General features: G+C 60.7%; 22 protein-coding genes. 5 read left to right on the top strand and 17 right to left on the bottom strand.

Annotation, left to right across the window (positions count from 1 at the left end; all coding sequences use genetic code 11):
• Positions 1-43: 43 nt before the first annotated feature.
• Positions 44-871, bottom strand: a complete 828-nt coding sequence (locus I6E56_RS11915) for an alpha/beta fold hydrolase (RefSeq protein ID WP_197138734.1) — start codon at positions 869-871, stop codon at positions 44-46.
• A gap of 50 nt (positions 872-921) precedes the next feature.
• Positions 922-1,134: a hypothetical protein gene (locus tag I6E56_RS11910; protein ID WP_197138733.1), complete on the bottom strand. Its 213-nt coding sequence runs from the start codon at positions 1,132-1,134 to the stop codon at positions 922-924.
• A gap of 243 nt (positions 1,135-1,377) precedes the next feature.
• On the opposite strand from I6E56_RS11910, the gene I6E56_RS11905 reads away from it, so the two are divergent.
• Entirely contained in the window at positions 1,378-2,328 is a 951-nt protein-coding gene (locus I6E56_RS11905) for a DUF4349 domain-containing protein (RefSeq protein WP_231606607.1), read from the top strand.
• Here I6E56_RS11905 and I6E56_RS11900 read toward each other — a convergent pair.
• The 3 genes from I6E56_RS11900 to I6E56_RS11890 all read right to left on the bottom strand — a co-directional run bounded on the left by I6E56_RS11900 (position 2,325) and on the right by I6E56_RS11890 (position 6,829).
• On the bottom strand, positions 2,325-3,365 hold the full coding sequence (locus I6E56_RS11900; RefSeq protein ID WP_197138732.1) for an LLM class flavin-dependent oxidoreductase: 1,041 nt from the start codon (positions 3,363-3,365) through the stop codon (positions 2,325-2,327). The two genes, I6E56_RS11905 and I6E56_RS11900, sit on opposite strands and share 4 nt — an antisense overlap.
• A 101-nt stretch (positions 3,366-3,466) precedes the next feature.
• Positions 3,467-4,984 (bottom strand): glycerol kinase GlpK, encoded by a 1,518-nt coding sequence (gene glpK, locus I6E56_RS11895; RefSeq protein ID WP_197138731.1) that lies wholly within the window; start codon positions 4,982-4,984, stop codon positions 3,467-3,469.
• Between the two features lie 69 nt (positions 4,985-5,053).
• The gene (locus I6E56_RS11890; protein ID WP_197138730.1) at positions 5,054-6,829 is read right to left on the bottom strand and encodes a glycerol-3-phosphate dehydrogenase/oxidase; all 1,776 of its coding nucleotides are present in this window, start codon (positions 6,827-6,829) and stop codon (positions 5,054-5,056) included.
• A 149-nt stretch (positions 6,830-6,978) separates the two neighbouring features.
• Here I6E56_RS11890 and I6E56_RS11885 point away from each other — a divergent pair, with 149 nt between their 5' ends.
• Positions 6,979-7,971, top strand: a complete 993-nt coding sequence (locus I6E56_RS11885) for a sugar-binding transcriptional regulator (RefSeq protein WP_374061954.1) — start codon at positions 6,979-6,981, stop codon at positions 7,969-7,971.
• A 9-nt stretch (positions 7,972-7,980) separates the two neighbouring features.
• Here I6E56_RS11885 and I6E56_RS11880 read toward each other — a convergent pair whose 3' ends face one another.
• Positions 7,981-9,420 (bottom strand): NAD(P)H-quinone dehydrogenase, encoded by a 1,440-nt coding sequence (locus I6E56_RS11880; protein WP_197138728.1) that lies wholly within the window; start codon positions 9,418-9,420, stop codon positions 7,981-7,983.
• 164 nt (positions 9,421-9,584) lie between these two features.
• Between I6E56_RS11880 and I6E56_RS11875 the strand changes: the two genes are divergently transcribed.
• Together I6E56_RS11875 and I6E56_RS11870 are read left to right on the top strand one after the other, a co-directional pair.
• Entirely contained in the window at positions 9,585-10,421 is an 837-nt protein-coding gene (locus I6E56_RS11875; protein ID WP_197138727.1) for a purine-nucleoside phosphorylase, read from the top strand.
• Positions 10,418-12,085, top strand: a complete 1,668-nt coding sequence (locus I6E56_RS11870) for a phospho-sugar mutase (protein ID WP_197138726.1) — start codon at positions 10,418-10,420, stop codon at positions 12,083-12,085. The genes I6E56_RS11875 and I6E56_RS11870 overlap by 4 nt, the downstream gene beginning before the upstream one ends.
• Positions 12,086-12,157: 72 nt before the next feature.
• On the opposite strand, the gene I6E56_RS11865 is transcribed toward I6E56_RS11870, so the two are convergent.
• From I6E56_RS11865 to I6E56_RS11845, 5 genes are read right to left on the bottom strand one after another with little or no spacing between them, the layout of a single operon-like run.
• Positions 12,158-12,430, bottom strand: coding sequence for a PTS sugar transporter subunit IIB (locus I6E56_RS11865; protein ID WP_197138725.1), 273 nt, complete (start codon positions 12,428-12,430; stop codon positions 12,158-12,160).
• Positions 12,427-12,876, bottom strand: a complete 450-nt coding sequence (locus tag I6E56_RS11860) for a PTS sugar transporter subunit IIA (protein WP_197138724.1) — start codon at positions 12,874-12,876, stop codon at positions 12,427-12,429. Before I6E56_RS11860 ends, I6E56_RS11865 begins: the two co-directional genes overlap by 4 nt.
• Before the next feature lie 2 nt (positions 12,877-12,878).
• Positions 12,879-14,000 (bottom strand): adenosine deaminase, encoded by a 1,122-nt coding sequence (locus I6E56_RS11855; protein ID WP_197138723.1) that lies wholly within the window; start codon positions 13,998-14,000, stop codon positions 12,879-12,881.
• Between the two features lie 57 nt (positions 14,001-14,057).
• A complete protein-coding gene (locus I6E56_RS11850; protein WP_197138722.1) occupies positions 14,058-14,741 on the bottom strand; it encodes an IclR family transcriptional regulator in 684 nt (227 codons plus the stop codon).
• Positions 14,741-15,919: an adenosylhomocysteinase gene (locus tag I6E56_RS11845; protein ID WP_197138721.1), complete on the bottom strand. Its 1,179-nt coding sequence runs from the start codon at positions 15,917-15,919 to the stop codon at positions 14,741-14,743. The genes I6E56_RS11850 and I6E56_RS11845 overlap by 1 nt, the downstream gene beginning before the upstream one ends.
• 48 nt (positions 15,920-15,967) lie before the next feature.
• Between I6E56_RS11845 and I6E56_RS11840 the strand changes: the two genes are divergently transcribed.
• Complete coding sequence (locus tag I6E56_RS11840; RefSeq protein ID WP_197138720.1) at positions 15,968-16,915, top strand: nucleoside hydrolase; 948 nt, start codon at positions 15,968-15,970, stop codon at positions 16,913-16,915.
• Between the two features lie 30 nt (positions 16,916-16,945).
• Here the strand turns inward: I6E56_RS11840 and I6E56_RS11835 are convergent, their stop codons facing one another.
• The 6 genes from I6E56_RS11835 to I6E56_RS11810 all read right to left on the bottom strand — a co-directional run bounded on the left by I6E56_RS11835 (position 16,946) and on the right by I6E56_RS11810 (position 24,328).
• Entirely contained in the window at positions 16,946-18,466 is a 1,521-nt protein-coding gene (locus tag I6E56_RS11835; RefSeq protein ID WP_197138719.1) for an MFS transporter, read from the bottom strand.
• A 69-nt stretch (positions 18,467-18,535) separates the two neighbouring features.
• Positions 18,536-19,852 carry a thymidine phosphorylase gene (locus I6E56_RS11830; protein ID WP_197138718.1) on the bottom strand — a complete coding sequence of 439 codons (1,317 nt, stop codon included), beginning with the start codon at positions 19,850-19,852 and terminating at the stop codon, positions 18,536-18,538.
• Entirely contained in the window at positions 19,845-20,261 is a 417-nt protein-coding gene (locus I6E56_RS11825) for a cytidine deaminase (RefSeq protein ID WP_197138717.1), read from the bottom strand. The genes I6E56_RS11830 and I6E56_RS11825 overlap by 8 nt, the downstream gene beginning before the upstream one ends.
• Before the next feature lie 4 nt (positions 20,262-20,265).
• Entirely contained in the window at positions 20,266-21,546 is a 1,281-nt protein-coding gene (locus I6E56_RS11820) for an ABC transporter permease (RefSeq protein WP_197138716.1), read from the bottom strand.
• Complete coding sequence (locus I6E56_RS11815) at positions 21,546-22,817, bottom strand: ABC transporter permease (RefSeq protein WP_197138715.1); 1,272 nt, start codon at positions 22,815-22,817, stop codon at positions 21,546-21,548. The genes I6E56_RS11820 and I6E56_RS11815 overlap by 1 nt, the downstream gene beginning before the upstream one ends.
• The gene (locus I6E56_RS11810) at positions 22,814-24,328 is read right to left on the bottom strand and encodes an ABC transporter ATP-binding protein (protein WP_197138714.1); all 1,515 of its coding nucleotides are present in this window, start codon (positions 24,326-24,328) and stop codon (positions 22,814-22,816) included. Before I6E56_RS11810 ends, I6E56_RS11815 begins: the two co-directional genes overlap by 4 nt.
• Positions 24,329-24,444: the final 116 nt, after the last annotated feature.

The raw sequence follows: 24,444 nt of genomic DNA, 5'->3' as shown, positions 1-24,444 counted from the left end.
CCTGAAGTGCTGCTGCGCTGGCTCGCTGCCGATCTAGCGCAGGCTAACGCTGCTTCTCTGCAAGCTCATGTCCCGCGTCAAGCACGGCGACCAACCGCTTGGCGAGACGTTTGCGCACGAGGTGATCATTCGCCTCGACCCGGTGCATGGTGACGTGCCTCATCTGTTCGATGATGCGCATGGTGCCCGGCGCTATGAATTGGTCGAGTGAACCGTAGACAACGTCGATGGGCACGCGCACTGCGGCGATGTCACTCACGGTGGTTTGTGTCTCGATACAGTTCTGAAGGCTCAGCCCGAATGCCCGCCAATTGTGCTCTGAGACATCGAGAATGTCATCGAGTTGAAAGAGTCGACGAAGAGTGTCGACAGTGTTCATGGTGAACTCTTTGTTTGTCCGCAAGAATTCGTACGCCCGCATGTAGGCGCCGACTCGGGCACGTATAAGAGGGTCGCCGATCTGATTCGGCGGAACGTAGATGGGTGGGCTCACCAGCACGAGCCTGCTCACTTTGCTCGGGTGGGCTGCGGCATAGCGGGCCGCGAGAAGACTTCCGAGAGAGTGCCCTACCAAGATGAAGGGGGCATCCAGTTTAAGAGAGTGGATCGTGGCACGGATTGAATCGACGTGATCTTCGATCGTGTAGTTCGAGTCAGCGGGGCTTGGTGATTCCCCAAAGCCCAACAGATCGAACGAGATGCAGCGGTAGTGGTCCGACAGCTGCGGGATGACGTGCGCGAACGTCGCCGCCGATGAGGCGATTCCGTGAAGGAAGATAATCACGGGACCATCGCCCTCATCCGCGGCGATGTTCAGGAGGGGTGCTCGCGACGGCAGGATTCTGCGTCGAAGTGCGCCCCATAAGTTCATGGCCCTAGTATCACAGCCCTAGAGGGGCGGATGCGGGACCAGAGCACACATTAGCGAAGGTCTTCTTTATATTCGTTTTTCGCTTTCGTGGCTTCGCTCTCGGCTTTCGCACGTTCAAGGTCTGCTTGTGCCTTCGAAACTTCAGCATCCGCCTGCGCCTGATCGGCGGCGTCGCTGACGCGTTCCTTGGTGTCATCGACGAATTCGCCTACCTTCTTGGCAGTGGCTTCGCCGGCATCTTTTGCGTTATCGATGAGACCCATGATTGCTCCTTGTGTTGGTAATCCGTGTCTTTCTGTTGCCCCTTGTCGAGGCACTATTTCACGATACCCACGCTGCGAGAGCGGATTCCCTTTTTCCATGGAACACCAAGATTGCTCCCAGATGACGTCAAGGTCACGATCAAGCGTTACTCACTCGCCGCACGATAACAATCCGGGTGTGACGCCCGAATCGTGACAAACGTTGGGTAGTTTTTCGCCATGGTTCAGCCCACCATGGAAACCATGAGGCGCACACTATTCATCACCACAGCATTGGCACTTTCCGCTCTGACCCTGTCGGGATGTTCGGCAGGGATGAGCGACACATCTACGAGTGAGTCGCAAGAGTTTCTTGTGGATCAAGTGGATGCCGGAAGCTCCGGCGACTCGACCGCGCAGGAGCAGGGCGCACCCGCCGCCGACGGCGCACTAGTAAGCGAATCGGACATCAGCCGCGAGGTCATCACGACGGGCTACATGTCTGTTGTCGTGGAGACTCCGGAGGACGCAACCGCGGAGGCAATCCGCATCACTGAAGCCGTCGGCGGGCGCGTCGATGGTCGTAACGAATACGCAGCGTCAGAGCACAACGGCGCAAGTTCGACGCTGACGTTGCGCATTCCGACATCCGATCTCACTGTCACTCTCGAGAAGTTCAAGGATCTCGGCGAATTGCAGGAGGTATCGACCAACGCGGTCGACGTCACGATGGAATCGCGCGACCTTGAGGCTCGCATCACCGCACTTGAGGCGTCCGTCGACCGCCTGCTCGCCCTGCTCACTACGGCAGAGAACACCGACACGCTCATTCAGTTGGAAACTGCAATCTCGAGTCGCCAGGGCGAGTTGGAGAGCCTGAAGTCGCAAAAACGATACCTCGACGATCAAGTCGCGATGTCCACGCTGACACTCAGTCTGGTTTCTGAACCCGAAGCGCCGAGTGTCGAGCCCGGCAACTTCTTTGACGGACTCAGTGCGGGTTGGACAGCGCTCGTCGCGTTCTTCTCCGGACTGCTGATGCTCGTGGGCGTCCTGCTCCCGTGGATCGTCTTCCTCGCCATCATCGCCGCGATCGTCGTGATGATCGTGCGATTCGCCCTCCGCACCCGTCGGGTCAGCCCGGAGGCTGCCACAACGCTCCCGGCCGCCCCGGATCCTGTCGAGGCGCCTGCTGAGGAGCCGAAGGTGGACTAGGCCTTCTCCGCCAGCAGTTCCCGCACCCGGGGAATGACCTCGGTGGCATACAACTCAATACTGCGCATCATGCGTTCGTGAGGCAGGGTTCCCGCGCTGTACTTCATGTCGAATCGCTGGATGCCGAGGGCAGAGATAGTGTTCGCTATCTTCTGCGCTACGGTTTCCGGCGATCCGGCGTACATGGAGCCGTGCCGCACTTCGCCGATGAATTCATCGACGCTCGACTCGGGCCAGCCGCGATCGCGACCGATGCGGTCGCGCATCGTCTTGTAGTGCGGCCACATCTCCTCAACGACCTTGTCGTCGGAGTCAGTGATGTAGCCGGGCGAGTGCACAGCGATCGGCAGGTCGGGTTGCCCCAACTCGGCCAGCGCGTTGTGGAAGAGCTGCGCGTAGGGCGCAAACCTTTCGGGCTGGCCGCCGATGATGGCCAGCACCAACGGCATCCCGTAGCGGGCTGCCCGCACGACGGACTCGGGGCTTCCGCCGACACCGATCCAAGTCTTGAGAGAGCCGGATTCGGTGCGCGGAAAGACTTCTTGGTTCTTCAGGCCAGCACGCAGGGTGCCTGACCACGTGACCGGCTCCTCCTTGATGAGCTCGGAGAAGAGATCAAGCTTTTCGGAGAACAGGGTTTCGTAGTCAGCGAGGTTGTAGCCGAAGAGCGGGAACGATTCGGTGAAAGAGCCGCGACCGAGGATGATTTCCGCGCGGCCATTCGACAGGGCATCCACGGTGGCAAAACGTTCATAGACGCGCACGGGGTCATCAGAGCTCAAGACTGTGACGGCCGAGCCCAGCTGGATGTTCGTGGTTGCGGCAGCAAGCGCGCCGAGCACGGTCTCGGGAGCGGTGATTGCGAAATCGTCGCGGTGATGCTCGCCAACGCCGAAATAATCAATGCCGAGCTTGTCAGCCAGCACTCCCTCAGCGACAACGTTGCGGATGACTTGCGCCTGGCTGAGCGGCGCGCCATTTTCATCTACTGTGACGTCGCCAAATGTGCCGAGTCCAAACTGAACCTGCTTATTCACGAGCTCCCTTTCGCTGAGACGCCGATCGCGTCCCTAGCCGAAACCGTAGTCGCGCATCCGCTATTCCGGCATCGCGACAGGTGAACCCGCCAGATGGCGGTTTAGGTCTCCACGTCCTCATCAACCCAGCCCATGGTCTTGGTTACCGCTTTTTTCCAGTTGCGATACAGCTGATCTCTTTCGAGACGAGCCATCTGCGGCTTCCATCGCTTGTCTTCGTTCCAGGTCGACAGCACATCCTGCTCACTGTCCCAAAAACCGACAGCGATCCCGGCGGCGAATGCAGCGCCGAGGGCGGTCGTTTCGGTGATGCGGGGGCGGATGACGTCCACGCCCAACTGATCAGCCTGAAACTGCATGAGAAGTTCGTTGGCCACCATGCCGCCGTCGACGCGGAGCTCGGCGAGGTCGACTCCGGCATCCGCGTTCATGGCGTCCATGACCTCACGCGTTTGGTACGCAGTGGCTTCGAGCGCGGCGCGAGCGATGTGATTCTTGGTGACATAGCGAGTGAGTCCGAGAAGTGCTCCCCGAGCATCCGGTCGCCAGTAGGGGGCGAAGAGTCCGGAGAAGGCCGGCACGAAGTAGGCGCCACCGTTGTCTTCGACTTCGAGAGCGAGACGTTCGATATCGGGGGCGTCGGAGAACATGCCGAGGTTGTCCCGCAACCACTGCACGAGCGATCCGGTGACGGCGATGGATCCTTCAAGCGCATAGACCGGTGCGGCGTCACCGATTTTGTAGCAGACGGTCGTGATGAGGCCGTTGTTGCTGTGCACGCGCTTGGTGCCGGTGTTGAGCAGCAAAAAACTTCCGGTGCCGTAGGTGTTCTTGGCCATTCCTTCGCTGAAGCAGGCCTGCCCAAAAGTCGCAGCTTGCTGGTCACCTAGGATGCCCGCGATGGGAACACCGGGAAGAGAACCGTGGTGGCGGCAGGGGCCGAAATTCTCGCTCGAGGAACGAATCTCGGGCAGCATTGACAGCGGGATGCCCATGTCAGCGGCGATATCCTCGCGCCACTGCAGGGTGTCGAGATCCATCAGCATGGTGCGGGAGGCATTGGTCACGTCCGTAGCGTGCACTCCCCCATCGATACCGCCGGTGAGGTTCCAGAGCAGCCACGTGTCGATGGTTCCGAAGAGCAATTCGCCACGGTCGGCCGCTTCCTGTGCGCCGTCAATGTAACGCAAAATCCACGTGACCTTCGGGCCAGCAAAGTACGTCGCGAGTGGGAGCCCGGTGATGGCTTTGTACTTCTCGAGACCCTCGGCGCCAGCGAGTTCGTTCACGATGTGCTGAGTTCGCGTGTCTTGCCACACAATGGCGTTCGTGACGGGCTTGCCCGTGAGCTTGTTCCACACAACAGTGGTTTCGCGCTGGTTAGTAATGCCGACCGCGGCAATATCTTGGTACGTGAGATTGGCGCGAGCCAGCGAGAGACCTACCGTCTCGCGAACATTGTTCCAGATCTCAATCGGGTCATGCTCGACCCAGCCAGCGCGCGGAAAAATCTGCTCGTGCTCAAGCTGCCCGCTCGAAACGATACGCGCGTCATGATCAAAGATAATCGAGCGCGAGCTCGTCGTTCCCTGGTCAATTGACAAAATGTACTGGGTCATTTTTGGCGTATCTCCATTGATCGTCGGTGCTTCGATGAGGCAGTTTCGTGCCCGATATGAGTAGTGCGGCTACTTCGATTCGAGTGCTGCAGGCGGGGTAACGAGCGGCACGATTTGCGGGGCTGCTTCGCGCACCATTGATGCACTCTCGTCGTTGCGAGTGAGCGCAGCGGCCGCAACGGCATCCGCCATCTGGTGGTAGACCGCTACCTCGTGGGCGGTGGTCTGTTCGTCCCAGCCAAGAAGTGCTGCGGCAATGCCTGCCACTTCAGGAACCGCGTCCATTGCCTCGTTGAGGTACTCGTAGTTCATGCGAGTGCGTCGCGTCATGAGGTCCTCGAGGTGCAGCGCTCCCTCGTGGGTGATCGCATAGGCGATCTCGGCACGAAGGTAGGCGGAGGCGTGCTCGAGTGGCTTGCCCATTGCCGGGTCGGCGTCTGCCATCGCCGCAATTTCGGAGATGTTTGCGCCGTAGCGGTGTAGCAGGTGGTCGATCATCTGATCGCTCCAGCCGAAGCGCTCACTGAGTTCGTGAGTGTTGGCGCGCGCCGCGTCGAGGCCGTCGGCACCGAGCAATGCCACAGTGGCGGTGCTCGAGGGGTTTGCCTTGGCTGCTTCCTTGCCGAGCGCGAAGTCAACAGCGTCTTTGGCCATCACGCGGTAGGTGGTGAACTTTCCGCCGGCGATCACGGTGAGACCAGGGATGGGCGACGCAACAGTGTGCTCGCGCGACACCTTGGCCGAGTTAGTGCCTTCCATCGTGCCAGGCTGCAGCAGAGGGCGAAGGCCCGCCCACGTGCCGATCACGTCGGTGCGGTCGATGGGGTTAGCGAGCACTGCATTGGCTTCTGCAATGACGTAGTCAATGTCGTCGGCGGTGGCCGTCGGGTTCAGCAGGTTCTCTTTCCACGGGGTGTCTGTGGTGCCAATCACCCAGTAGCGTGACCACGGGATCACGAAGAGCACGCTCTTGGACGTCTGCAAGATCAGTCCAGCTTCGCCCTTGATACGTTCACGGGGAACAACAATATGGATGCCCTTGGAGGCCAGCACAGTGAGGCCGCCTGTTTCGTGGGCGAGCTCTTGAGTCTCGCCGGTCCACACGCCCGTGGAGTTGATGACGGCTTTGGCGCGCACCGGGAAGGTCTTTCCGGTTTCGAGGTCGATCATGACGGCACCGTCGACGACGCCCTGATCATTCTGAGTGATTTCGATTACCTGGACGCGGCTGGCCGCTGCTGCGCCGTGGGCAGAGGCAGTGCGAATAACGCTCACAACATAGCGAGCGTCATCGACGTTGGCGTCCCAGTACTCAATCGCGCCAACCGCGGCGTCGTGGGCGAGACCGGGAAAACGCGCTGCGAGTTGCTTGCGCGAGAGGTGGCGGTGCCAGGGAACGCTTCGCTTACCCGTGGTGCTCTTGACAGTGACAGAAGCGAGCACGTCATAGAGGGCAATACCGGCACCGACGAAGGCGCGCTCCCACACGTGGTGACGCAGTGGGTAGAGGAAGGGCAGTGGGCGCACGAGGTGCGGTGCCACGTTGGTCAGCAGCAGATCGCGTTCGGTTAGCGCTTCGTGCACAAGCTTGAAGTCGAGCATCTGCAGGTAACGCAGTCCGCCGTGGATAAGTTTGCTGGCGCGGCTGGAGGATCCAGCGGCCCAGTCTTGAGCTTCGACAACGACGGTGTCGAGTCCGCGGGTTGCGGCATCCAAGGCGATTCCGGCGCCGGTGATTCCACCACCGATGACGAGCACATCGAGCTCGTGACCAGGCTGCACACTATCAACGAGCCGCTGGATAGCACTGTCGCGGGTTTCGCGGGTCAGGGACTGATCAACCATGAACAAAACTCTTTTCACGTGTGGTGGTGGTTCCGCCAGCGGCGGCTGCGAATCGTCGTTCACGAGTCACTTTCAGCAGCGTATTACTTTTCTCATAGCGAATGACAAACTGAGCATCACATCTGCACGAACGTGCAAGGATGGACAGCATGGAACGCGAAGAGGCAATGCTGTCGGCATCATCGATGTATTACTTGCAAGACATCAAGATGGACGCCATCGCCAACCACCTGCATATGTCACGCTCAAGCGTGTCTCGGCTGCTCCGCGATGCCCGCGACAGTGGTCTCGTCGAGATCACGCTGCGCCCCACTCCCACGCGCGGTCCAGGCCTCGCAAAAAAGATCGAGGGCTACTTCGACGTCGAGACCCACGTTGTGCCTGTTGCTGACCTCGCGGATGAGGCGGAACGGCTCGATCAGGTCGCCCGCTCCACCGCCAGAATAGTCACCAGTTGGTTCGACTCCGACATGATTATGGGGGTCGCCTGGGGCACAACTTTGGCCGCAATCTCCAAGTACCTGGGCAAGAAGCCCACTCGCGGAAGCGCGGTAGTGCAGCTCAACGGTGCCGCCAATGTTCGCACCTCAGGGGTCGAATATGCGGGCAACCTCATTGCCAGCTTCGGCGACGCTTTCGACGCCCAAGTGCACCTTTTCCCCGTGCCCGCCTTCTTCGATTATGCAGAAACTCGCAACGCCATGTGGTCGGAGAGGTCGATCGTGCGCGTGCTCGACTACCAGCGGCGTGCCGACATCGCGCTCTTCTCGATCGGTGCCATCGCCGGCGAGGTGCCCAGTCATGTCTACTCCGCGGGCTACCTCGAGCCCCAAGACATCGCCACGCTCGATCGTGAAGGCATCGTGGGCGACGTCTGCACCATCTTCTTGCGAGAAGACGGCACCTACCAAGACCTCTCGATGAACGCACGTGCAACCGGCCCAACCCCGGCGGAGCTGCGCTCTATCCCCCGTCGCATCTGCGGTGTCGCGGGCGATAACAAGGTCGTGCCGCTGCTTGCAGCGCTCCGGGCGGGCGTCATCACCGACCTCGTGCTCGACGAACAAACCGCGACGAAACTCGTCGAACACGTTCTTGAACTCAAAGAAGACGCAGCATCCGACAAAGAAATCGGCGTTTAGGGCGTCTTGTTACTGGTCGACGACGTGCATCGCGCGAGCGGCATCCGTAATGCTGCCCGTCAGTGACGGGTACACGGAGAACGCGCGAGCCATTTGGTCGACGGTGAGACGGTGCTCTACCGCGAGCGCGATCGAGACGATGAGCTCGGAAGCGTTGGGGGCAACGATCACGCCACCGATCACCGTGCCCGAGCCGGTGCGAGCAAAGAGCTTCACGAAGCCGTCTTTGATGCCCATCATTTTGGCGCGCGGGTTTGAGGCGAGCGGCAATTTGTAGATCGTGCCCTGAACGAGCCCATCTTCGATCTGTTTTTGCGACCAGCCGACGGTAGCGATCTCAGGCTGAGTGAAAATGTTGGATGCCACGTTGCGCAGTTCGATCGGAGTCACGCCGTCGCCCATCGCGTGGAATACAGCGGTGCGGCCCTGCATGGAAGCGACCGAGGCGAGCGGGAAGAAGTCTGAACAGTCACCGGCCGCATAAATCGACGGCATTGAGGTGCGGGCAACCCGGTTGACGCGGATGTGACCAGACTCGGTCAGTTGCACACCAGCTTCTTCGAGTCCAAGACCTTCAGTATTCGGCAGCGAACCAACGGCCATGAGGCAGTGACTGCCTTCGACCGTTCGTCCGTCGCTGAGCGTCGCAATCACGCCATCTTTGGTGGTGGTGACCGATTCGGCCCGCGACTTGGAGAGCACGGTCATACCGTTGCGCTTGAACACGTCTTCGATAACGCGGGCGGCATCTTCGTCTTCCCCGGGCAGCACGCGGTCTCGCGAGGAAATCAGGGTGACTTTGGCGCCGAGCGCGGTGTAGGCCGAGGCAAACTCGGCACCGGTGACACCAGAACCGACCACGATGAGGTGTTTGGGGGTTTCGGTAAGAGTGTAAAGCTGCGTCCAGGTGAGGATGCGCTTGCCATCGGGCATTGCGGAATCGAGCACGCGCGGGCGGGCACCGACCGAGACAATAACAGTGTCGGCATCCACTTCATCGAAGTCTGTTCCCGCTTTGCCCTTGCCGGTCGAGACGACAAGTCGCTGGGGGCCATCGAGGCGGCCTTCACCGTGGATGATGCGCACGCCGGCCTTGATGAGTTGCGACTTCATGTCGTCTGACTGTTGCTGGGCAAGGCGCATGAGACGCGCGTTGACGGCGGCAAGGTTCACGGTGATTTCGGGGCGAACGGCACGACCGGAATCGGAGCGAGAGTAGAACTGCACGCCCAGCTCTGCGGCATCCCGAATCGCGTTGGTTGCCTCAGCAGTGGCGATCAGCGTCTTCGACGGCACCACATCGGTGAGCACGGCAGAGCCGCCAACACCTTCGCGTTCAACGAGGGTCACCTCCGCGCCCAGTTGCGCTCCCGCAAGGGCTGCTTCGTAGCCGCCAGGGCCACCGCCGAGTATTGCAATTCGTTGGGTGCGCTCGAACTCATAGGCCATGCAGCAATTCTCTCGCGGTTCTGCCTCAGCGACAAACCACACCCTCCCACGTGGGAGTTAGTGCGCGGCGCGGACCGAATCGCCCGCGTCACGCGCAGTGCCCTGCTCACATTCGCGCTCGATGCACCGGTGAGTCGCAGTCCCCAGCGTTTAGAGTTGAACGCATGTCACAGTCGCCCCTCACAAACCCCCTCGACGACCCCACCGCAGACCCGTTCGCGGTCGCGAAAGACGCCGCTGCAGCAATCGCAGCCGCGACCGGAGTCGAGAAGCACGACATTGCCCTCACGCTCGGAAGCGGGTGGGGCAAAGCGGCCGACCTGATCGGCGAAACTACCGCCACGATTCCGGCCTCGGACATCCCCGGTTTCTCCAAGCCTGCCCTTGAAGGCCACGTCGGCACCCTGCGATCAATCCTGTTGCCAAGCGGCAAGCGCGCCCTCGTGATCGGTGCTCGCACCCACTACTACGAGAACCACGGCGTACGCCGCGTTGTTCACTCCGTGCGCACCGCTGCCGCCACTGGCGCGACAACCATGATCCTCACCAACGGTGCCGGTGGCATCAAAGAAACCTGGAAGCCCGGCACCCCGGTGCTCATCAGCGACCACCTCAACCTCACCGCCGACTCCCCCCTTGAGGGTGCGACGTTCATCGACCTCACCGATCTCTACAGCAAGCGCCTGCGCGAGATCGCGAAATCGATCGACCCGAGCCTCGACGAGGGTGTGTACACGCAGTTCCGCGGCCCGCACTATGAGACCCCGGCCGAAGTGCAGATGGCCAAGACCATCGGCGGTGACATCGTCGGAATGTCCACGGCTCTCGAAGCGATTGCCGCGCGCCAGGCTGGCATGGAAATCTTAGGAATGTCCCTCATCACCAACCTTGCTGCCGGCATCCAGTCCACTCCCCTCAGCCACGAAGAAGTGATTCAGGCGGGCAAGGATGCTGAAGTACAAATCAGCAGCCTTCTCGCCCAGATTGTGACCGCACTATGAGCACCGAAATTCTCAGCACCGACGAACTGATTGCCGCTGCCAACGCGTGGCTCGAGCAAGATCCCGACGCTGTCACCCACACCGAACTCGAAGCTCTGATTACGGATGCCGCCAACGGCGACGAGGCCGCTATCGCTGGCCTGCATGACCGCTTCGATTCGCGGCTCGCGTTCGGCACTGCTGGGTTACGCGGCGAGCTGGGTGCCGGCCCGAACCGCATGAACCGAGTGTTGGTCACTCAGGCGGCTGCGGGACTTGCCGCCTATTTGCTCACCCATGAGCTCAGCCCGAGCATTGTGATCGGCTATGACGGTCGCATCAATTCTGAAGTGTTCGCTCGCGACACTGCAACGATCATGGCGGGCGCCGGTGTGCGCGCGATCCTGTTGCCGCGACTGCTGCCCACGCCCGTGCTCGCCTTTGCGGTGCGTCACCTCAATGTGAGTGCTGGCGTGATGGTGACAGCCAGCCACAACCCGGCCATCGACAACGGCTACAAGGTGTATCTGGGCGGCGACAACCACGGTTCACAGATCGTGACGCCAGCCGACGCTGATATTGCCCACGCGATTGACCTCGTAGCCAAGGGCTCGATTGTTGACCTTCCCCGCTCTACCGATTTCGTCACCACCGACGATGGTGTTGTTGACGAATACATTGCCCGCACGGCAGCCCTCGCCGGCCCCGTCAAAGACGTCGTCTACACGTATACCGCCATGCACGGCGTTGGTTGGGAAACCAGCGAGGCCGTCTATGAGAAGGCCGGATTCACCGCCCCCGCCCTTGTCGAAGAACAAGCGCACCCCGACGCCGCGTTCCCCACCGTCGCCTTCCCCAACCCCGAAGAGCCAGGCGCCATGGATCTCAGCTTCGCGAAAGCACGCGAAGTCAGCGCCGATCTCGCTATCGCCCACGATCCTGACGCCGACCGCCTTGCGGTGGCTGTGCCCGGTCGCGATGGCGAATGGCGTCGGTTGAGCGGAAACGACGTGGGAATTCTGCTGGGATGGCGCGCGGCAGAACGCGCCAACGGCACTGGCGTTCTCGCGGCATCCATCGTCTCGTCTCCCGCACTGCGCGCGATCGCTGCGGGCTACGACCTGGATTACACAGATACCCTTACCGGCTTCAAGTGGATCTCCCGCGTTGACGGCCTGGTGTTTGGTTACGAAGAAGCACTCGGCTACCTGGTTGATCCCGACAAGGTGCGCGACAAAGACGGCATTTCGGCGTCGGTCGACTTTCTCTCAATGGCTGCTGAGCTCAAGGCCGAAGGCAAAACGGTGCTCGATCGTCTCGACGAGTTCGCGGCGCGGTTCGGCGCCTTCGCCTCCCGTCAGGTTTCGCTGCGCTTCGCCAAGATTTCAGAAATCGGCGAGACGATGACGCGCTTGCGTACCAATGCCCCCTCCACCGTCGGCGGCATCACGGTTACTTCCTTTGATGACTTCGAGAATGGTGTCGACGGCTTCGCGCCAAGCAACATCGTTCGCATGCAGTTCGAGGGCGGAGCACGAGTCATCGTGCGCCCCAGCGGCACCGAACCCAAACTCAAGTTCTATGTGGATGCCTCGAGTACGTCGGGCGAGGGAGCCGAGCGTCAGGCTGCGGCCGAAGCGGTCGCAAGCCAGCTTGAAGCGAGCATGCACGAGATTCTCGGCTAGAACCGCTGCGCGGTGCGCTGCGCAGCTGCCGAAGGGAAGTGCGCGGAGAAACGTGAAGAGGGCGTTCTCGGCTCAGCCGAGGGCGTCCTCTAGTTTTTGAGTGAGCTCCGATGTGTCAAAGAGATTCACAATCACAATGACATCGGCGTTGGTCTTGCCAATCGCTTCTACGAATTCTTGCGTCGTGAGAATGATCTGAGCATCCGCGGCAACCGTGCGAACGGTGCTCACTTCAGCAGCCACTACGGTGGCTTCGAGATCAAGCGCGCGCAACGCTCGTTCTGCGTTGACCTTGAGCACACCAGAACTGCCGATACCAGCACCACAGATGGTCACGATTTTCACGACGGGTTCACTCCCATGATGCGTTGCACCTCGGCGGCACTCGTTGCGGCCGCAAGCTCGTTTATCGCCGAGGAGTCATTGAAGATGTTAGCGACTGCGGCGACCGCTGCCAAGTGTGCGCCCGCTTCAGAAATAGCGAGACCGAGCACCACTCGAACGGGATCATTATGAGCGTGACCAAACCGCACGGGCTCTCTCAGGGTGACAACCGAGAGTCCGTTCGCGATCACTTGCGGGCCAGGGCGAGCATGAGCCAGCGCAAGGCCGGGCGCGATCACCACGTAGGGGCCGTGGTTGTCGATCATACGAATCATCTCGTCGGCATAGCCCGGCTTGGCCGCGCCAGAGCGCACGAGGGCTTCGCCAGACAGCCGAACGGCGGCACGCCAGTCGGCTGCGAAGGCGTCAATTTCTATCGCTGATTCGGGCAGCGGAGGAAGGGACATAACTACGCTCTCTCGAAACCGACGCTGATGGCCTCGGAAAGCTCTTCGCGTTCTTCAATGGGCAAGAATGCCGCAGCAGCAGCATTGAGTTGGAAGACCTCAAGGTCCGTGAGGTCATACCCGAACGCTTCAGTGAGCAACGAGAGTTCGCGACTGAGAGTCGTGGCGCTCATGAGGCGGTTGTCGGTGTTGACCGTGACGCGGAATCCGAGCTGATAAAGCAAGTCGAAGGGGTGATCGATAATTTCGTCGCCCCACTGCTCGATGGCACCGGTCTGGAGGTTGGATGACGGGCTCAGTTCGAGCGCAATCTCGCGATCCTTCACCCACTGTGCCAAGTCGCCGAGCGTCACATAGGTGTTCTCGTCGTCTTCGTTGGCGATCGTGATGTCTTCGGCCAGGCGAACGCCGTGCCCCAGACGAAGCGCGCGACCGTCAAAGAGGGCACTGCGGATGCTGTCGAGGCCATCCGCCTCCCCCGCGTGAACGGTGGCAGGAATGAAGTTGTGCGCGAGCAAGTCGAACGCACCACGGAGGCGACTCGGCGGGAACCCTGCTTCAGGGCCGGCGATGTCGAAACCGATAACTCCGCGGTCGCGGTGACGGATTGCCAGCTCGGCGATGTCGGTACCGCGATCGGTCTGGCGCATGGCAGATAGCAACTGCCCCACCCGGATGCTGCGGCCGCTCGAGCGCACGGCATCCACGCCCTGCTCCAAGCCTTCTTGCACGGCGGTGACAACCTGATCGAGGTCGAGCCCCTTCTGCAAGTGCTGTTCCGGTGCCCAACGGATTTCGCCATAAATGACACCATCATCGGCAAGGTCTTCCACGAACTCGCGGGCGACCCGCTGGAGGCCTTCCGTCGTCTGCATGACGGCGATAGTGGCGTCGAAAGTCGCAAGGTAGTTCACGAGCGAGCCGGAATCGGCCTGAGTCGCAAACCATGATTTCAGCGCCTCCGAGTCATTCTCGGGGAGCGCATAGCCGACCTCGTCGGCAAGTTCAACGATGGTCTGAGGCCGCAACCCTCCATCGAGGTGATCGTGGAGGGAAACCTTGGGAAGCGCGGTAATGCTCGCGCCACCTCCGGGCATCAAAAAGTGTTCAACAGCGGCGTTCATGCCTCTAAATCTACCGTGCATCACGCTGAAAGCGCGCTGTGCCTACGCTGGATGGCGTTACGATCCCGTGAAAGCTTCCCCACTGAGCAGCCCCGAGATTTCTTTTGCGGCGGCGGAGGCTAATTCTTGTACCCGATCCGCATCCACTTCGCTGAAAGCAATCGCCACATACGGCACGGTGAGGGCAGCCACCACAGTGCCCCTCGCGCCCAGGATTGGCGCCACAACATCCGTGATTCCCGGATGCATCGTGTCAGCCCGCACAACGGCGTCAGCGGCCTGTGGCGACGTTGCCGAAAGCACCGCACCCGTCGCCGTCGTTGCCAGATCGAATGCCGCCCCGACGCGCACTCGAAAGCCGAAGTCGGCTGGCGACTCCACTTGAGCGACTACGCGTACTTCGCTGCCATCCAACACCGCAAGGTTGCACGATTGTCGAGCCTGCTCCGCCAACACCTGCATGATGGGTTGCGCGATGCTGACCAGCCCCCGGAGCGGCGGATGCCGGTGCGCAAGCTCGAGCAGCTTCATAGCCAGCGTGTAGAGCCCCGATTGCTTGTCGCGGAACACGTAGCCGCGACGCTCGAGCGTCGACAGCACTCGAAAGATCTGACCGATACTGCGACCGGTGGCTTCGGCGATCTCCGACTGGCTGAGGGCGCCCGAGGTCTCAGCGAGCAGTTCGAGAATGTCGAGCCCCTTGTCAAGGGCGGGAGCGGTGTACTCGGGGGCGCTCGCCATTAGAGGTCCGCTTTCATTGCGGCGAGCATCCGGCGGGCCGCTTCGCGGTTAATGCTGTCGGGCACAGGTTGCGCACCCGGCTCGAGCGTGCCTGCCGCTGTCGCAATACGTTCAAGCGACAGCGCTTGAAGCAGAAATCCGAGATCCATCGATTCGATCGAGTTGCCCCGAGGCGCGCGCCCCGCCAGATTGATCATGCGGCCGTCTGCGAGCAGGGTGACGTGGCGGTTTCTCGGGAGGTCAATTCGCTCGATTACATCGTCGATCACTGTCGTGCTCGTCGCCATATCGCGCAGAGCCAGCACGTCGATTTCCCAGTCGAAGTGACCGCAGTTCACGAGCATCGCTCCGTCTGCGACAACCTCGAAGAAGTCGGTAGTCAGAACCTGCGGATGGCCGGTAGCCGTGATAAAAACCTCGCCCCAGCCTGCGAGGTCGAACACACTTGCCACTCGATAGCCATCAAGTGCTGCCTCAAGGGCCTTAATCTCATCAACTTCCACGACAGCGACCTTGCCGCCCAACGCACGAAGGTAATGCGCCACACCGCGACCGCACCACCCGTAGCCAACCACCACAAAGCGGCGTCCAGAGACCATGACGTTCGTGACGCGCATGAAGCTCTCAACGACTGACTGACCTGCCGCATGCTTGTTCTCGTTGATCACAGTCAGCGGGTTGTCGTCGATAACGATGATGGGAATATTGATGTGCTCAGCGAGTTCCTCGCGCAGCCGGTAACTTCCTGAGGTGGTTTCCTCTGTGCCGCCGACGATGCTCTCGGTCTCCCCGAGTTCAACGAGACGAGCAACCAGGCCGGCGCCGTTGTCGAGGATGATGTCTGGTTTCGACTCCACCACGTTCCGAATGTGCGCTTCGTATTCGCACTCAGAGTCATCGCGGGCACCAAAAATCGTCATTCCGTGCGACCGCAAATAGGCAACAACATCGTCCTGCGTCGACCCAAGATTGCCGGTCGCTACGATCTCCGCTCCCCCGGCCTTCAGGGTCTCAAGCAGCACTGCGGTCTTCGGCTCAAGGTGCATTGCCATGCCGATGCGGTGCCCAGCGAACGGTTTCGTTTGCTCGAACCACTCTCGTACTTCGGCGAGCAACGGCATGCGAGATCTCACCCAGAGCAACCGGGCAGCAGCACCCTCAATAAGATCATTTGTCATATCTTCACTCTACATATATGAACGGTGTTTTCATATATGCTTTTCGTTATGGCTGAAAAAATTATTCTCGACTGCGACCCCGGGCACGACGACGCGATCGCCCTCCTGCTCGCGCACGGCAACCCCGACATCGAACTCCTCGGTGTCACCACCGTCATGGGCAATCAGACCATCGAAAAAGTCACCCGCAACGCACTCGCCATCGCGCGAGTCGCCGGCATCACCGATGTGCCGTTCGCTCGCGGAGCGCACCGTCCCCTCGTGCGCCAGATCGAGGTTGCTGAATCGATCCACGGGGAGTCGGGCCTTGACGGCCCCGTTCTTCCCGATCCCACTATCGAGTTGGATGCCCGGCACGCTGTCGACTTCATCATTGACACCGTTATGGCCCACGAACCCGGCACCGTCACTCTCGTGCCTACCGGCGCCCTCACCAATATCGCTCTTGCCGTGCGCAAGGAGCCGCGCATCGCCGAGCGCGTCAAGCAGGTCGTCCTCATGGGTGGCGGCGTCAACGTCGGCAACTGGAGCGCAACCAGCGAATTCAACATCGTCATTGACCCCGAAGCCGCCCACATCGTCTTCAACGAGTGCTGGCCCCTCACGATGGTTGGTCTCGACCTCACTCACGAGGCTCTCGCTACCGATGAAGTTGCGGCCTCCATCGCGGCCGTGGGCACCGGCCCGGCTCGCTTCGTCGGCGAGCTGCTCGAATTCTTCGGCGAGACTTACCGCGACGCGCAAGGTTTCGACCACCCGCCCGTGCATGACCCCTGCGCCGTCGCCTTCGTCATCGACCCGACCGTGATGGAGGTCGTGAAGGTTCCGCTGGATGTCGAGCTCGCCGGCACGCTCACGCTCGGCATGACGGTGGCTGATTTCCGCGCTCCGGCTCCCGCTGACTGCACCACTCAGGTCGCGCGCAACCTCGATCACGCCAAGTTCTGGGGTCTTGTTGTCGACGCGCTTGAGCGCATCGGTGACCCGCAGCTCTAGCGAGCACGCGGCACCACGCAGAGCCCAGGTCTAAGCGCTTGCGAGCGCGCGGGCGCGACGTTTGCGCGCACCAAGATCAACAACGCCGATAAGCATCGCGATCGAGAAGAACAGCGTCGTGGCGAGCATCCCGGTGCCGTAAGCGTGGTGGTACAGCTCGACAGTGCTCTCGCCGCTGTTGCGCTCGTTATAGAGCGTGGAGTAGAACAACGAGAGCGCTACGGCGGTGCCGATTGCCGTGCCGATGCGTTGGCCAAGTTGACCCACGGATCCCGCCAGGCCGCCCTCCACAGGCGAGATGTCGTGCAGCGTGAGCGTCTGGTTCGGTGAAACAACGAGCCCACCGCCGGTGCCACCGACGATCAGTGCTGCCGCCATTACGTAAGGCGTTAGCTCGGGCGGAGTCAGAATCGCGGCCGCCATGAGAAGCCCGAGCCCGACGAGCAAGATAGCAAGCCCCACGACCACGAGCGAGCGGCCATAACGTTCGACAAGGATGCCGCCGCGCCACGACGACACCGCGCTCGTGAGCGCGAAACCGATCGTCACCATGCCGGCGAACACGGGCTCGAGGCCGAGCCCCAACTGCAAGTAGAGCGTCGTCATGAGGAACATCGCCGGCATTGCCGCGAAGTAGACGGTAGCGAGCATCGTCCCGTTGCGGAACGAGCTGACGCGGAACAGCTGAAGCGGCACCAGCGGCGCCCGTCCCGCTGCGGCGTAGCGCCGCTCCCAGGCAACGAACGCTGCGGCAGAAAGCACAAAGAGCACCAGCAACCACCAACGGTTCGGGTCATCCGTCGGAGCGCCCGTCGTGAAGAGGAACGGCCACATTAGCGCCAGCACCGTTACCCCGAAGATCGCGATACCGACCGGGTCGAGGCTGAGGCGTTCGTAGCCGGCTTTAGAGGTCGCCGGGAGAATGCGCCACGCCAGAACGAGAGCAATGATGCCGAGGGGCACGTTCATCCAGAAGATGTAACGCCAGCCGTCATCAGCACCGCCAATCGCGATCATCAACCCGCCGAGCGTCGGACCGAACGCTGTAGCGACACCGATCATCGCGCCGAAGAGACCGAAAGCACGGCCGCGCTCGGGCCCGCGAAACAACTGCTGAATAAGGCCAATGACCTGAGGCATCTGAATTCCAGCCGCCACTCCCTGCAGCAGGCGGAACACCAGCAGCAGGGTTGCATTCGGGGCAAGCGCACACGCGATGCTAGCGAGGGTGAAGAGTGTCAGCCCTACGAGAAACAACTTTTTGCGCGAACGCTGATCGCCGAGCCTGCCCGCAGGCACCAGCACAAGGCCAAAGGTCAGAACATAGCCCGACACGATGAGCTGCAGTTGAGTGGATGTTGCGCCGAGAGCATCCTCGATCGACGGAAGGGCCACGTTGACCTTCGAGAGATCAAGGATCGTGATTGCGGCGACCACAACACACACCCAGAAGGCACGCCACTTAGCCGAGTGTGCGGCTTCGGCTTCGGTACTTTGTGCGCCACTCAGTGCCGGATCAGCACTGGCGGCGGTCTCATCCGCGGTCGTCATTGAGACAACATTACGTCAGCGGATGAGACCCACCGTTCAGCTTACAAAGCCAGAATGCAGGGGCGTGCGCTAATCGATGCGCCCAGCAATAAGCGGGCCACCATCGTGGATGGTGTCCCCGGCATCGCCGATGCGGTACGCACCCTCGAGCGACTCAAGTGCACGCTCGAAGCGAGCAGGCTCATCCGCGTGCATCGTGAACAACGGCTCACCCTTACGCACAGCGTCGCCCGGCTTGGCATGCAAGTCGATGCCGGCGGCGTGCTGCACCGGATCCTGCTTGCGAGCACGACCGGCACCCAGACGCCACGCAGCAACACCGAACGGCAGAGCTTCTTGTTCCACGAGAACACCATCGCGATCCGCGACAACAACGTGGCTTTCCTTCGGCTGCGGCAAGGCAGCGTCGGGGTCTCCGCCCTGGGCAGAGATCATGCCGCGCCAGGCATCCATCGCCTGGCCGTTGTCGAGAGCAGCTTCAACATCCGCGTCTTCGTGACCGACCTGAGCCAGCATTTCGCGGGCAAGTGCCACCGTCAGCGCACGCACGTCGGAGGGGCCGCCGCCGGCAAGAACCTCAACAGATTCGCGCACCTCGTTGGCGTTACCAATGGTGAGACCGAGGGGAACATTCATGTTGGTGAGCAGCGCGACAGTCTTGACGCCCGCGTCTTTACCCAAGCGAACCATCGTTTCAGCGAGTTCGCGACTGCGGTCGGCATCCTTCATAAAAGCACCAGAGCCGAACTTCACATCGAGCACGAGGGCCGACGTTCCTTCAGCGATCTTCTTGCTCATGATCGAGGATGCGATCAGCGGAATAGCTTCGACAGTTCCGGTGATGTCGCGAAGGGCATACAACTTCTTGTCGGCTGGAGCAAGACCTGAACCGGCAGCACAGATAACTCCACCGACGCCGCGCAGCTGGGCGTAAAACTCTTCGTTGCTGAGGTCGGCACGCCACCCGGGGATGCTCTCAAGCTTGTCAAGGGTGCCACCCGTGTGGCCAAGACCGCGGCCCGAAAGCTGCGGAACGGCAACACCGAACGACGCCACGAGAGGGGCGAGCGGCAAGGTGATCTTGTCGCCAACACCACCGGTCGAGTGCTTGTCGGTCGTTGGCTTGCCCAGTCCCTCGAAGCTCAGCGTCTCGCCGCTAGCGATCATGGCCAGAGTGAGGTCGCGGATCTCTTCGCGCTCCATACCGTTGATGAAGATGGCCATGGTCATGGCAGCCATCTGCTCGTCGCCGACGTAACCGCGAGTGTAGGCATCCACGAGCCAGTTGATCTGGTCGGTACTGAGCACACCTTTGTCACGCTTGGTGTGGATGAGGTCTACTGCGTCGAAACGTTCGACCTGCTTGGCTTCTGCACTGTTATTCACCGCGGTACTCCTCAAGGGTGCGTGGCCCGAACGCGTCGGGAATTACTTCGTCAATCGTTTTGATACCAGACACTGTTTCGAGCAGCATGCCTTCGGCAGAGTGCTCGAACAGCAGTTGGCGGCAACGTCCGCACGGCATAAGGGCATTGCCTTTGCCGTCGACGCACGTGAAAGCAACAAGCTTGCCGCCCCCAGTCATGTGCAACGCAGAAACCATGGAACATTCGGCGCACAGCGTCAGACCATAGGAGGCGTTCTCAACATTCGCACCCGAAATTACCCGGCCGTCGTCGACAATTGCGGCGACGCCGACCGGGAACTTCGAATAGGGAACGTAGGCGTGGGTGAGTGCATCTTTGGCGACGAGCCTCAGCGCATCCCAGTCAATAGATTGCGGCTCGATCGTCATAGCGTTACCCCTTTATGTATGGTGTTCCGGATGCTGCTGGCGGCCTGGACTTTCCGACCAGACCGGCGACAGCGATGATTGTCACCACGTAGGGCAGCATGAGCATGAACTCGCTCGGTACCGGCGAACCAACAACGCTCAGGGCGTTCTGCAGGTTGCTGGCGAAGCCGAAGAGCAGCGCGGCGAGCGTTGCCTTGATCGGGTCCCAGCGGCCAAAGATCACGGCGGCGAGAGCGATAAAGCCGGCGCCCGCTGTGACGTCTTTGCCGAACTGGCCCGTCTGGCTCAGCGTGATAAACGCTCCACCGAGACCGGCGATCGCGCCAGCAAGGGCTACGTTCCAGAAGCGGGTACGCGTCACGTTGATACCGACGGTGTCAGCAGCCTTGGGGTGCTCGCCGACAGCACGCAGCCGCAGTCCCCAGCGAGTGCGGTACAGCGCGAACGCAACCACAGCCACGATGACGTACAACATGTAGACGATCAGTGTCTGCTTGAAGAGCACCGGTCCGATGATCGGGATGCCGCTCAGCAGCGGAATCGACAGGGTCGAGAATCCGGCGGGATTGTTCAGTTGCTCGGGGTTCTCTGTGAGCCACGTCGAGTACAGGAATCCGGTGAGTCCAGAAACCAGAACGTTGATGACGACACCGACAATGATCTGGTTCACGAGGTACTTGATCGCGAAGACCGAGAGCAAGAACGACACGAGCATTCCAGCGATAGCGGCAGCGAAAAGTCCCGCGAAAGCGGAGCCCGTGAGGGTTCCGACGACGGCGGAGACAAACGCACCTGCCAACAGTTGGGCTTCGATCGCGATGTTGACAACACCGACGCGCTCAGAGATGACGCCACCGAGAGCACCGAACACGAGCGGAACGGCGAGCACGAGAGAACCAGCCAGGAGTTCAGGAACGCGCAGCGTTTCATCCGCAGCAGCCCACGTGAGGAAGCCGGTGAGAGCGAGAATCGCACCCACGATCGGAATCCACTTCGGCACAGAACGATCCTGCGAAATCATGAACGCGGAGCCGACCGCAATGAGCGCGGTCAGGATCGTGACAACGACACCGGTCGCGAGAGCGGGCAAGTGCACGACTGGCAGCTGGAACAGGTCAGTACCCGTGGAGAGGTTGAACCCGGTGGGCGCATCCTCAGCGAATCCGATGAAGAGTACGCCGGAGATAAGCGACACAATCGCGAAGGCGATGGGAAGCTTCCAGCTGCGACGATCGATCTTCGATCCCGCGTGGCTTTTACCCTCAGAAGTTGTAGTGAAAGTCATTAGCTGAGCACCTTCTTTGCGCGAGCGCCGGGTTGCGGCAGTCGGAATACAGCTCGTACGAGTGGCGGAGCTGCGATAAACAGAACGATGAGCGACTGAACGACGAGAACGATGTCAATCGGGATGCCCTGCGAAGCCTGCATGGTGAATCCGCCGGCTTTGAAGGCGCCGAAGAGGAGGCCGGCAGCGAAGGTTCCCCAGGGGGTTGAACGCCCGAGGAGAGCAACGGTGATGGCGTCGAAGCCAATTCCCGCATCGACCCCAGAGGTGAACCCGCTCGTGGTCGTTCCGAGTACCTCGGTGCTCGCAGCGAGACCGGCGTAGCCACCTGCAATCAGCATGACGTAGATGTAGATGCGCTCAACCTTGACGCCGGCGACGCGAGCCGCGTGAGGGTTGAGCCCCACAGCGCGGAACTTGAAACCGAGGCTAGAGCGGTCGATGAGCCACCAGGCCACAACGGTCGCGGCAACCACGAGCACGAAGCCCCAGTGCAGCTTGAACCCGTCGCCGAAGATGGGCTGCAGAATCGCATTTTCTGCTGCCGGTGGTGTCTTCGGGTTGTTGGAACCAGGGTTCTTGAGCAGGTCGGTACGCAGCAAGAAGCTGATTAGGTAGTAGGCAACGTAGTTGAGCATGATCGTGACGATCACCTCGTGAGCGCCGGTGCGAGCTTTCAAGAGGCCAGCAATCGCACCCCAGAGGGCACCACCGATGATTCCCATGATCACAGCAACAGTGACGTGGATGACGATGGGAAGATCCCACGCGAAGCTCGCGTAACCCGCAAATGCGGCACCGACGATGATCTGACCGCGGCCACCAATGTTGAACAGACCGACACGGAATGCGATGGCGACACCGAGGCCGGCGGCGATCAGTGGCGTTGCGAAGACCAAGGTTTGTGTCAGCGGCTTGATGGCCGAGAGAAAGTCGTCACGACGGAAGTCGTAGATCGATCCTTGGAAGAGAGCTAGGTAGGCGCCACCGACGGCGGAACCAATGGCAGCGAAGAGGTCTCCCGGGCGAGCGAAGAAGTAACCGGCCGCCTCTTGAACGTCTGAGTCGGTGAACGCAATGAGCACTCCGCCGATCAGGATCGCCAAGACAACCGCGAGCAGCGACAGAAGTGCGTTACCCGAGGCGATTTCGCGGAACGCATTCGTCCAGCGGACAGTGTCTTGATTCGTCTCCGAGGTCGTAGCAGTCTCTGCTACGACTGCGTCGTCAGCGTTCTGATCTTCAGGTTTCTGGGGTGTTGGCTCGCTCATGCTGCCTCCTCCGTAATGCGTTCGCCAGCCATCATGAGGCCGAGTTTTTCGCGCGGGGTGTCCGCAGGCACAATTCCAACAATTTGCCCCTTGTACATGACCGCAATGCGGTCAGCGAGGGAAACAACTTCGTCAAGCTCAGTCGATACAACGATTACGGGAACGCCTCTGTCGCGCACTCGAACAATCTGCTCGTGAACAAACTCGATAGAACCAACGTCGAGGCCTCGTGTCGGTTGCGAAACAACCAACAGCGACAGTTCGCGGCTCAGCTCTCGAGCGAGAACAACCTTCTGCTGGTTTCCGCCCGAAAGCTTGGAGACGAGCTCGCCGATACTCTGCGCGCGGATGTCGTATTCCTCGAGCTTCTCGGTCGCGAACTCATTGAGCACGTCCGTTTGCAATGTGGCGTACTTGACGAACGGTTCCCCGTCGCTACGGTCAAGCATCAGGTTCTCGGCAACCGAGAAGGCTCCGACTAGGCCGTCGAGAGTGCGGTCTTCTGGCACGTAACCGACGCCAGCATCAAGAATCTGGCGCGCGTTGAGGCCGAGAAGTTCGGTGCCATTCAACGAGATCGAACCGGATGCCCGTTCTTGCATTCCGAGCAATGCTTCGGCCAGTTCAGTTTGACCATTGCCTTGCACACCCGCGATGCACAGGATCTCGCCGCCCTGAATCGTGACGCTGAGTTCTTTGACAGCACGGTGGCCGGTTTCATCGGCGATCGACAATTTGTCGATAACGAGGGAGTTTTCGGTGAGCTGAGCAGGAGCCTTGTCGATTGTGAGATCAACCGCGCGCCCGACCATGAGCGATGCGAGCTCTTCTTTGCCAGCGCTGGGATCGGCTTCGCCAACTACTTTGCCGAGACGGATAACGGTGATGCGGTCGGCAACTTCGCGAACCTCACGCAGCTTGTGCGTGATGAAGACGATCGAGGTACCTTCGGACTTGAGCTGGCGCATAATGGCCATGAACTCGTCGGTCTCTTGAGGTGTCAGTACTGCGGTCGGTTCATCGAAGACGAGAATCTTCGCTTCGCGAGAGAGAGCCTTGACGATCTCCACACGTTGCTGCACGCCAACGGGCAAGTCTTCGACGAGGGCATCGGGGTCGATGTCGAATCCGAAGCGAGCTGAAATATCGCGCACGAGTGTTCGTGCGGCTTCAAGGTTCAACAGCCCAGGACCGTAGACCTCTTCGTGTCCGAGGGCCACATTCTCTGCGACCGTGAACACGGGGATCAGCATGAAGTGTTGGTGCACCATGCCGATGCCGGAGCGCATGGCGTCTCCTGGCCCTGCGAAGTGACGCACCTCGTCATCGATGAGGATCTCGCCCTCCTCAGCCTGATACAGGCCGTAGAGCACGTTCATCAACGTTGACTTACCCGCGCCATTCTCGCCGAGAAGGCAATGGATTTCGCCCTCTTCGACCGTGAGATCAATATGGTCATTCGCGATTAGGTCACCGAAGCGCTTGGTTATACCTCGCAGCTCAAGCTTCACAATCTCTCCTCAGTACTGTGACGGGCGTCATCGCCGTCGTCGGGTTTCACAAGAATAGCCTCAGAGGACTAGTCCAAAACGAAGGGGGCTGACCCTCAGGCCAGCCCCCTCAGTTC

Origin of the sequence: Salinibacterium sp. NK8237 (assembly GCF_015864955.1) — a bacterium.
GTDB lineage: Bacteria > Actinomycetota > Actinomycetes > Actinomycetales > Microbacteriaceae > Rhodoglobus.
The sequence above is the reverse complement of the archived record's forward strand: the minus strand, read 5'-3'. Positions and strand labels throughout refer to the sequence as shown.

Coding starts and splice junctions, on each gene's coding strand:
- I6E56_RS11915 (WP_197138734.1), bottom strand. CDS start 871: ATGAACTTATGGGGCGCACTTCGACGCAGAATCCTGCCGTCGCGAGCA.
- I6E56_RS11910 (WP_197138733.1), bottom strand. CDS start 1,134: ATGGGTCTCATCGATAACGCAAAAGATGCCGGCGAAGCCACTGCCAAG.
- I6E56_RS11905 (WP_231606607.1), top strand. CDS start 1,378: ATGAGGCGCACACTATTCATCACCACAGCATTGGCACTTTCCGCTCTG.
- glpK (WP_197138731.1), bottom strand. CDS start 4,984: ATGACCCAGTACATTTTGTCAATTGACCAGGGAACGACGAGCTCGCGC.
- I6E56_RS11890 (WP_197138730.1), bottom strand. CDS start 6,829: ATGGTTGATCAGTCCCTGACCCGCGAAACCCGCGACAGTGCTATCCAG.
- I6E56_RS11885 (WP_374061954.1), top strand. CDS start 6,979: ATGGAACGCGAAGAGGCAATGCTGTCGGCATCATCGATGTATTACTTG.
- I6E56_RS11880 (WP_197138728.1), bottom strand. CDS start 9,420: ATGGCCTATGAGTTCGAGCGCACCCAACGAATTGCAATACTCGGCGGT.
- I6E56_RS11875 (WP_197138727.1), top strand. CDS start 9,585: ATGTCACAGTCGCCCCTCACAAACCCCCTCGACGACCCCACCGCAGAC.
- I6E56_RS11870 (WP_197138726.1), top strand. CDS start 10,418: ATGAGCACCGAAATTCTCAGCACCGACGAACTGATTGCCGCTGCCAAC.
- I6E56_RS11860 (WP_197138724.1), bottom strand. CDS start 12,876: ATGTCCCTTCCTCCGCTGCCCGAATCAGCGATAGAAATTGACGCCTTC.
- I6E56_RS11855 (WP_197138723.1), bottom strand. CDS start 14,000: ATGAACGCCGCTGTTGAACACTTTTTGATGCCCGGAGGTGGCGCGAGC.
- I6E56_RS11850 (WP_197138722.1), bottom strand. CDS start 14,741: ATGGCGAGCGCCCCCGAGTACACCGCTCCCGCCCTTGACAAGGGGCTC.
- I6E56_RS11845 (WP_197138721.1), bottom strand. CDS start 15,919: ATGACAAATGATCTTATTGAGGGTGCTGCTGCCCGGTTGCTCTGGGTG.
- I6E56_RS11840 (WP_197138720.1), top strand. CDS start 15,968: ATGGCTGAAAAAATTATTCTCGACTGCGACCCCGGGCACGACGACGCG.
- I6E56_RS11835 (WP_197138719.1), bottom strand. CDS start 18,466: ATGACGACCGCGGATGAGACCGCCGCCAGTGCTGATCCGGCACTGAGT.
- I6E56_RS11825 (WP_197138717.1), bottom strand. CDS start 20,261: ATGACGATCGAGCCGCAATCTATTGACTGGGATGCGCTGAGGCTCGTC.
- I6E56_RS11820 (WP_197138716.1), bottom strand. CDS start 21,546: ATGACTTTCACTACAACTTCTGAGGGTAAAAGCCACGCGGGATCGAAG.
- I6E56_RS11815 (WP_197138715.1), bottom strand. CDS start 22,817: ATGAGCGAGCCAACACCCCAGAAACCTGAAGATCAGAACGCTGACGAC.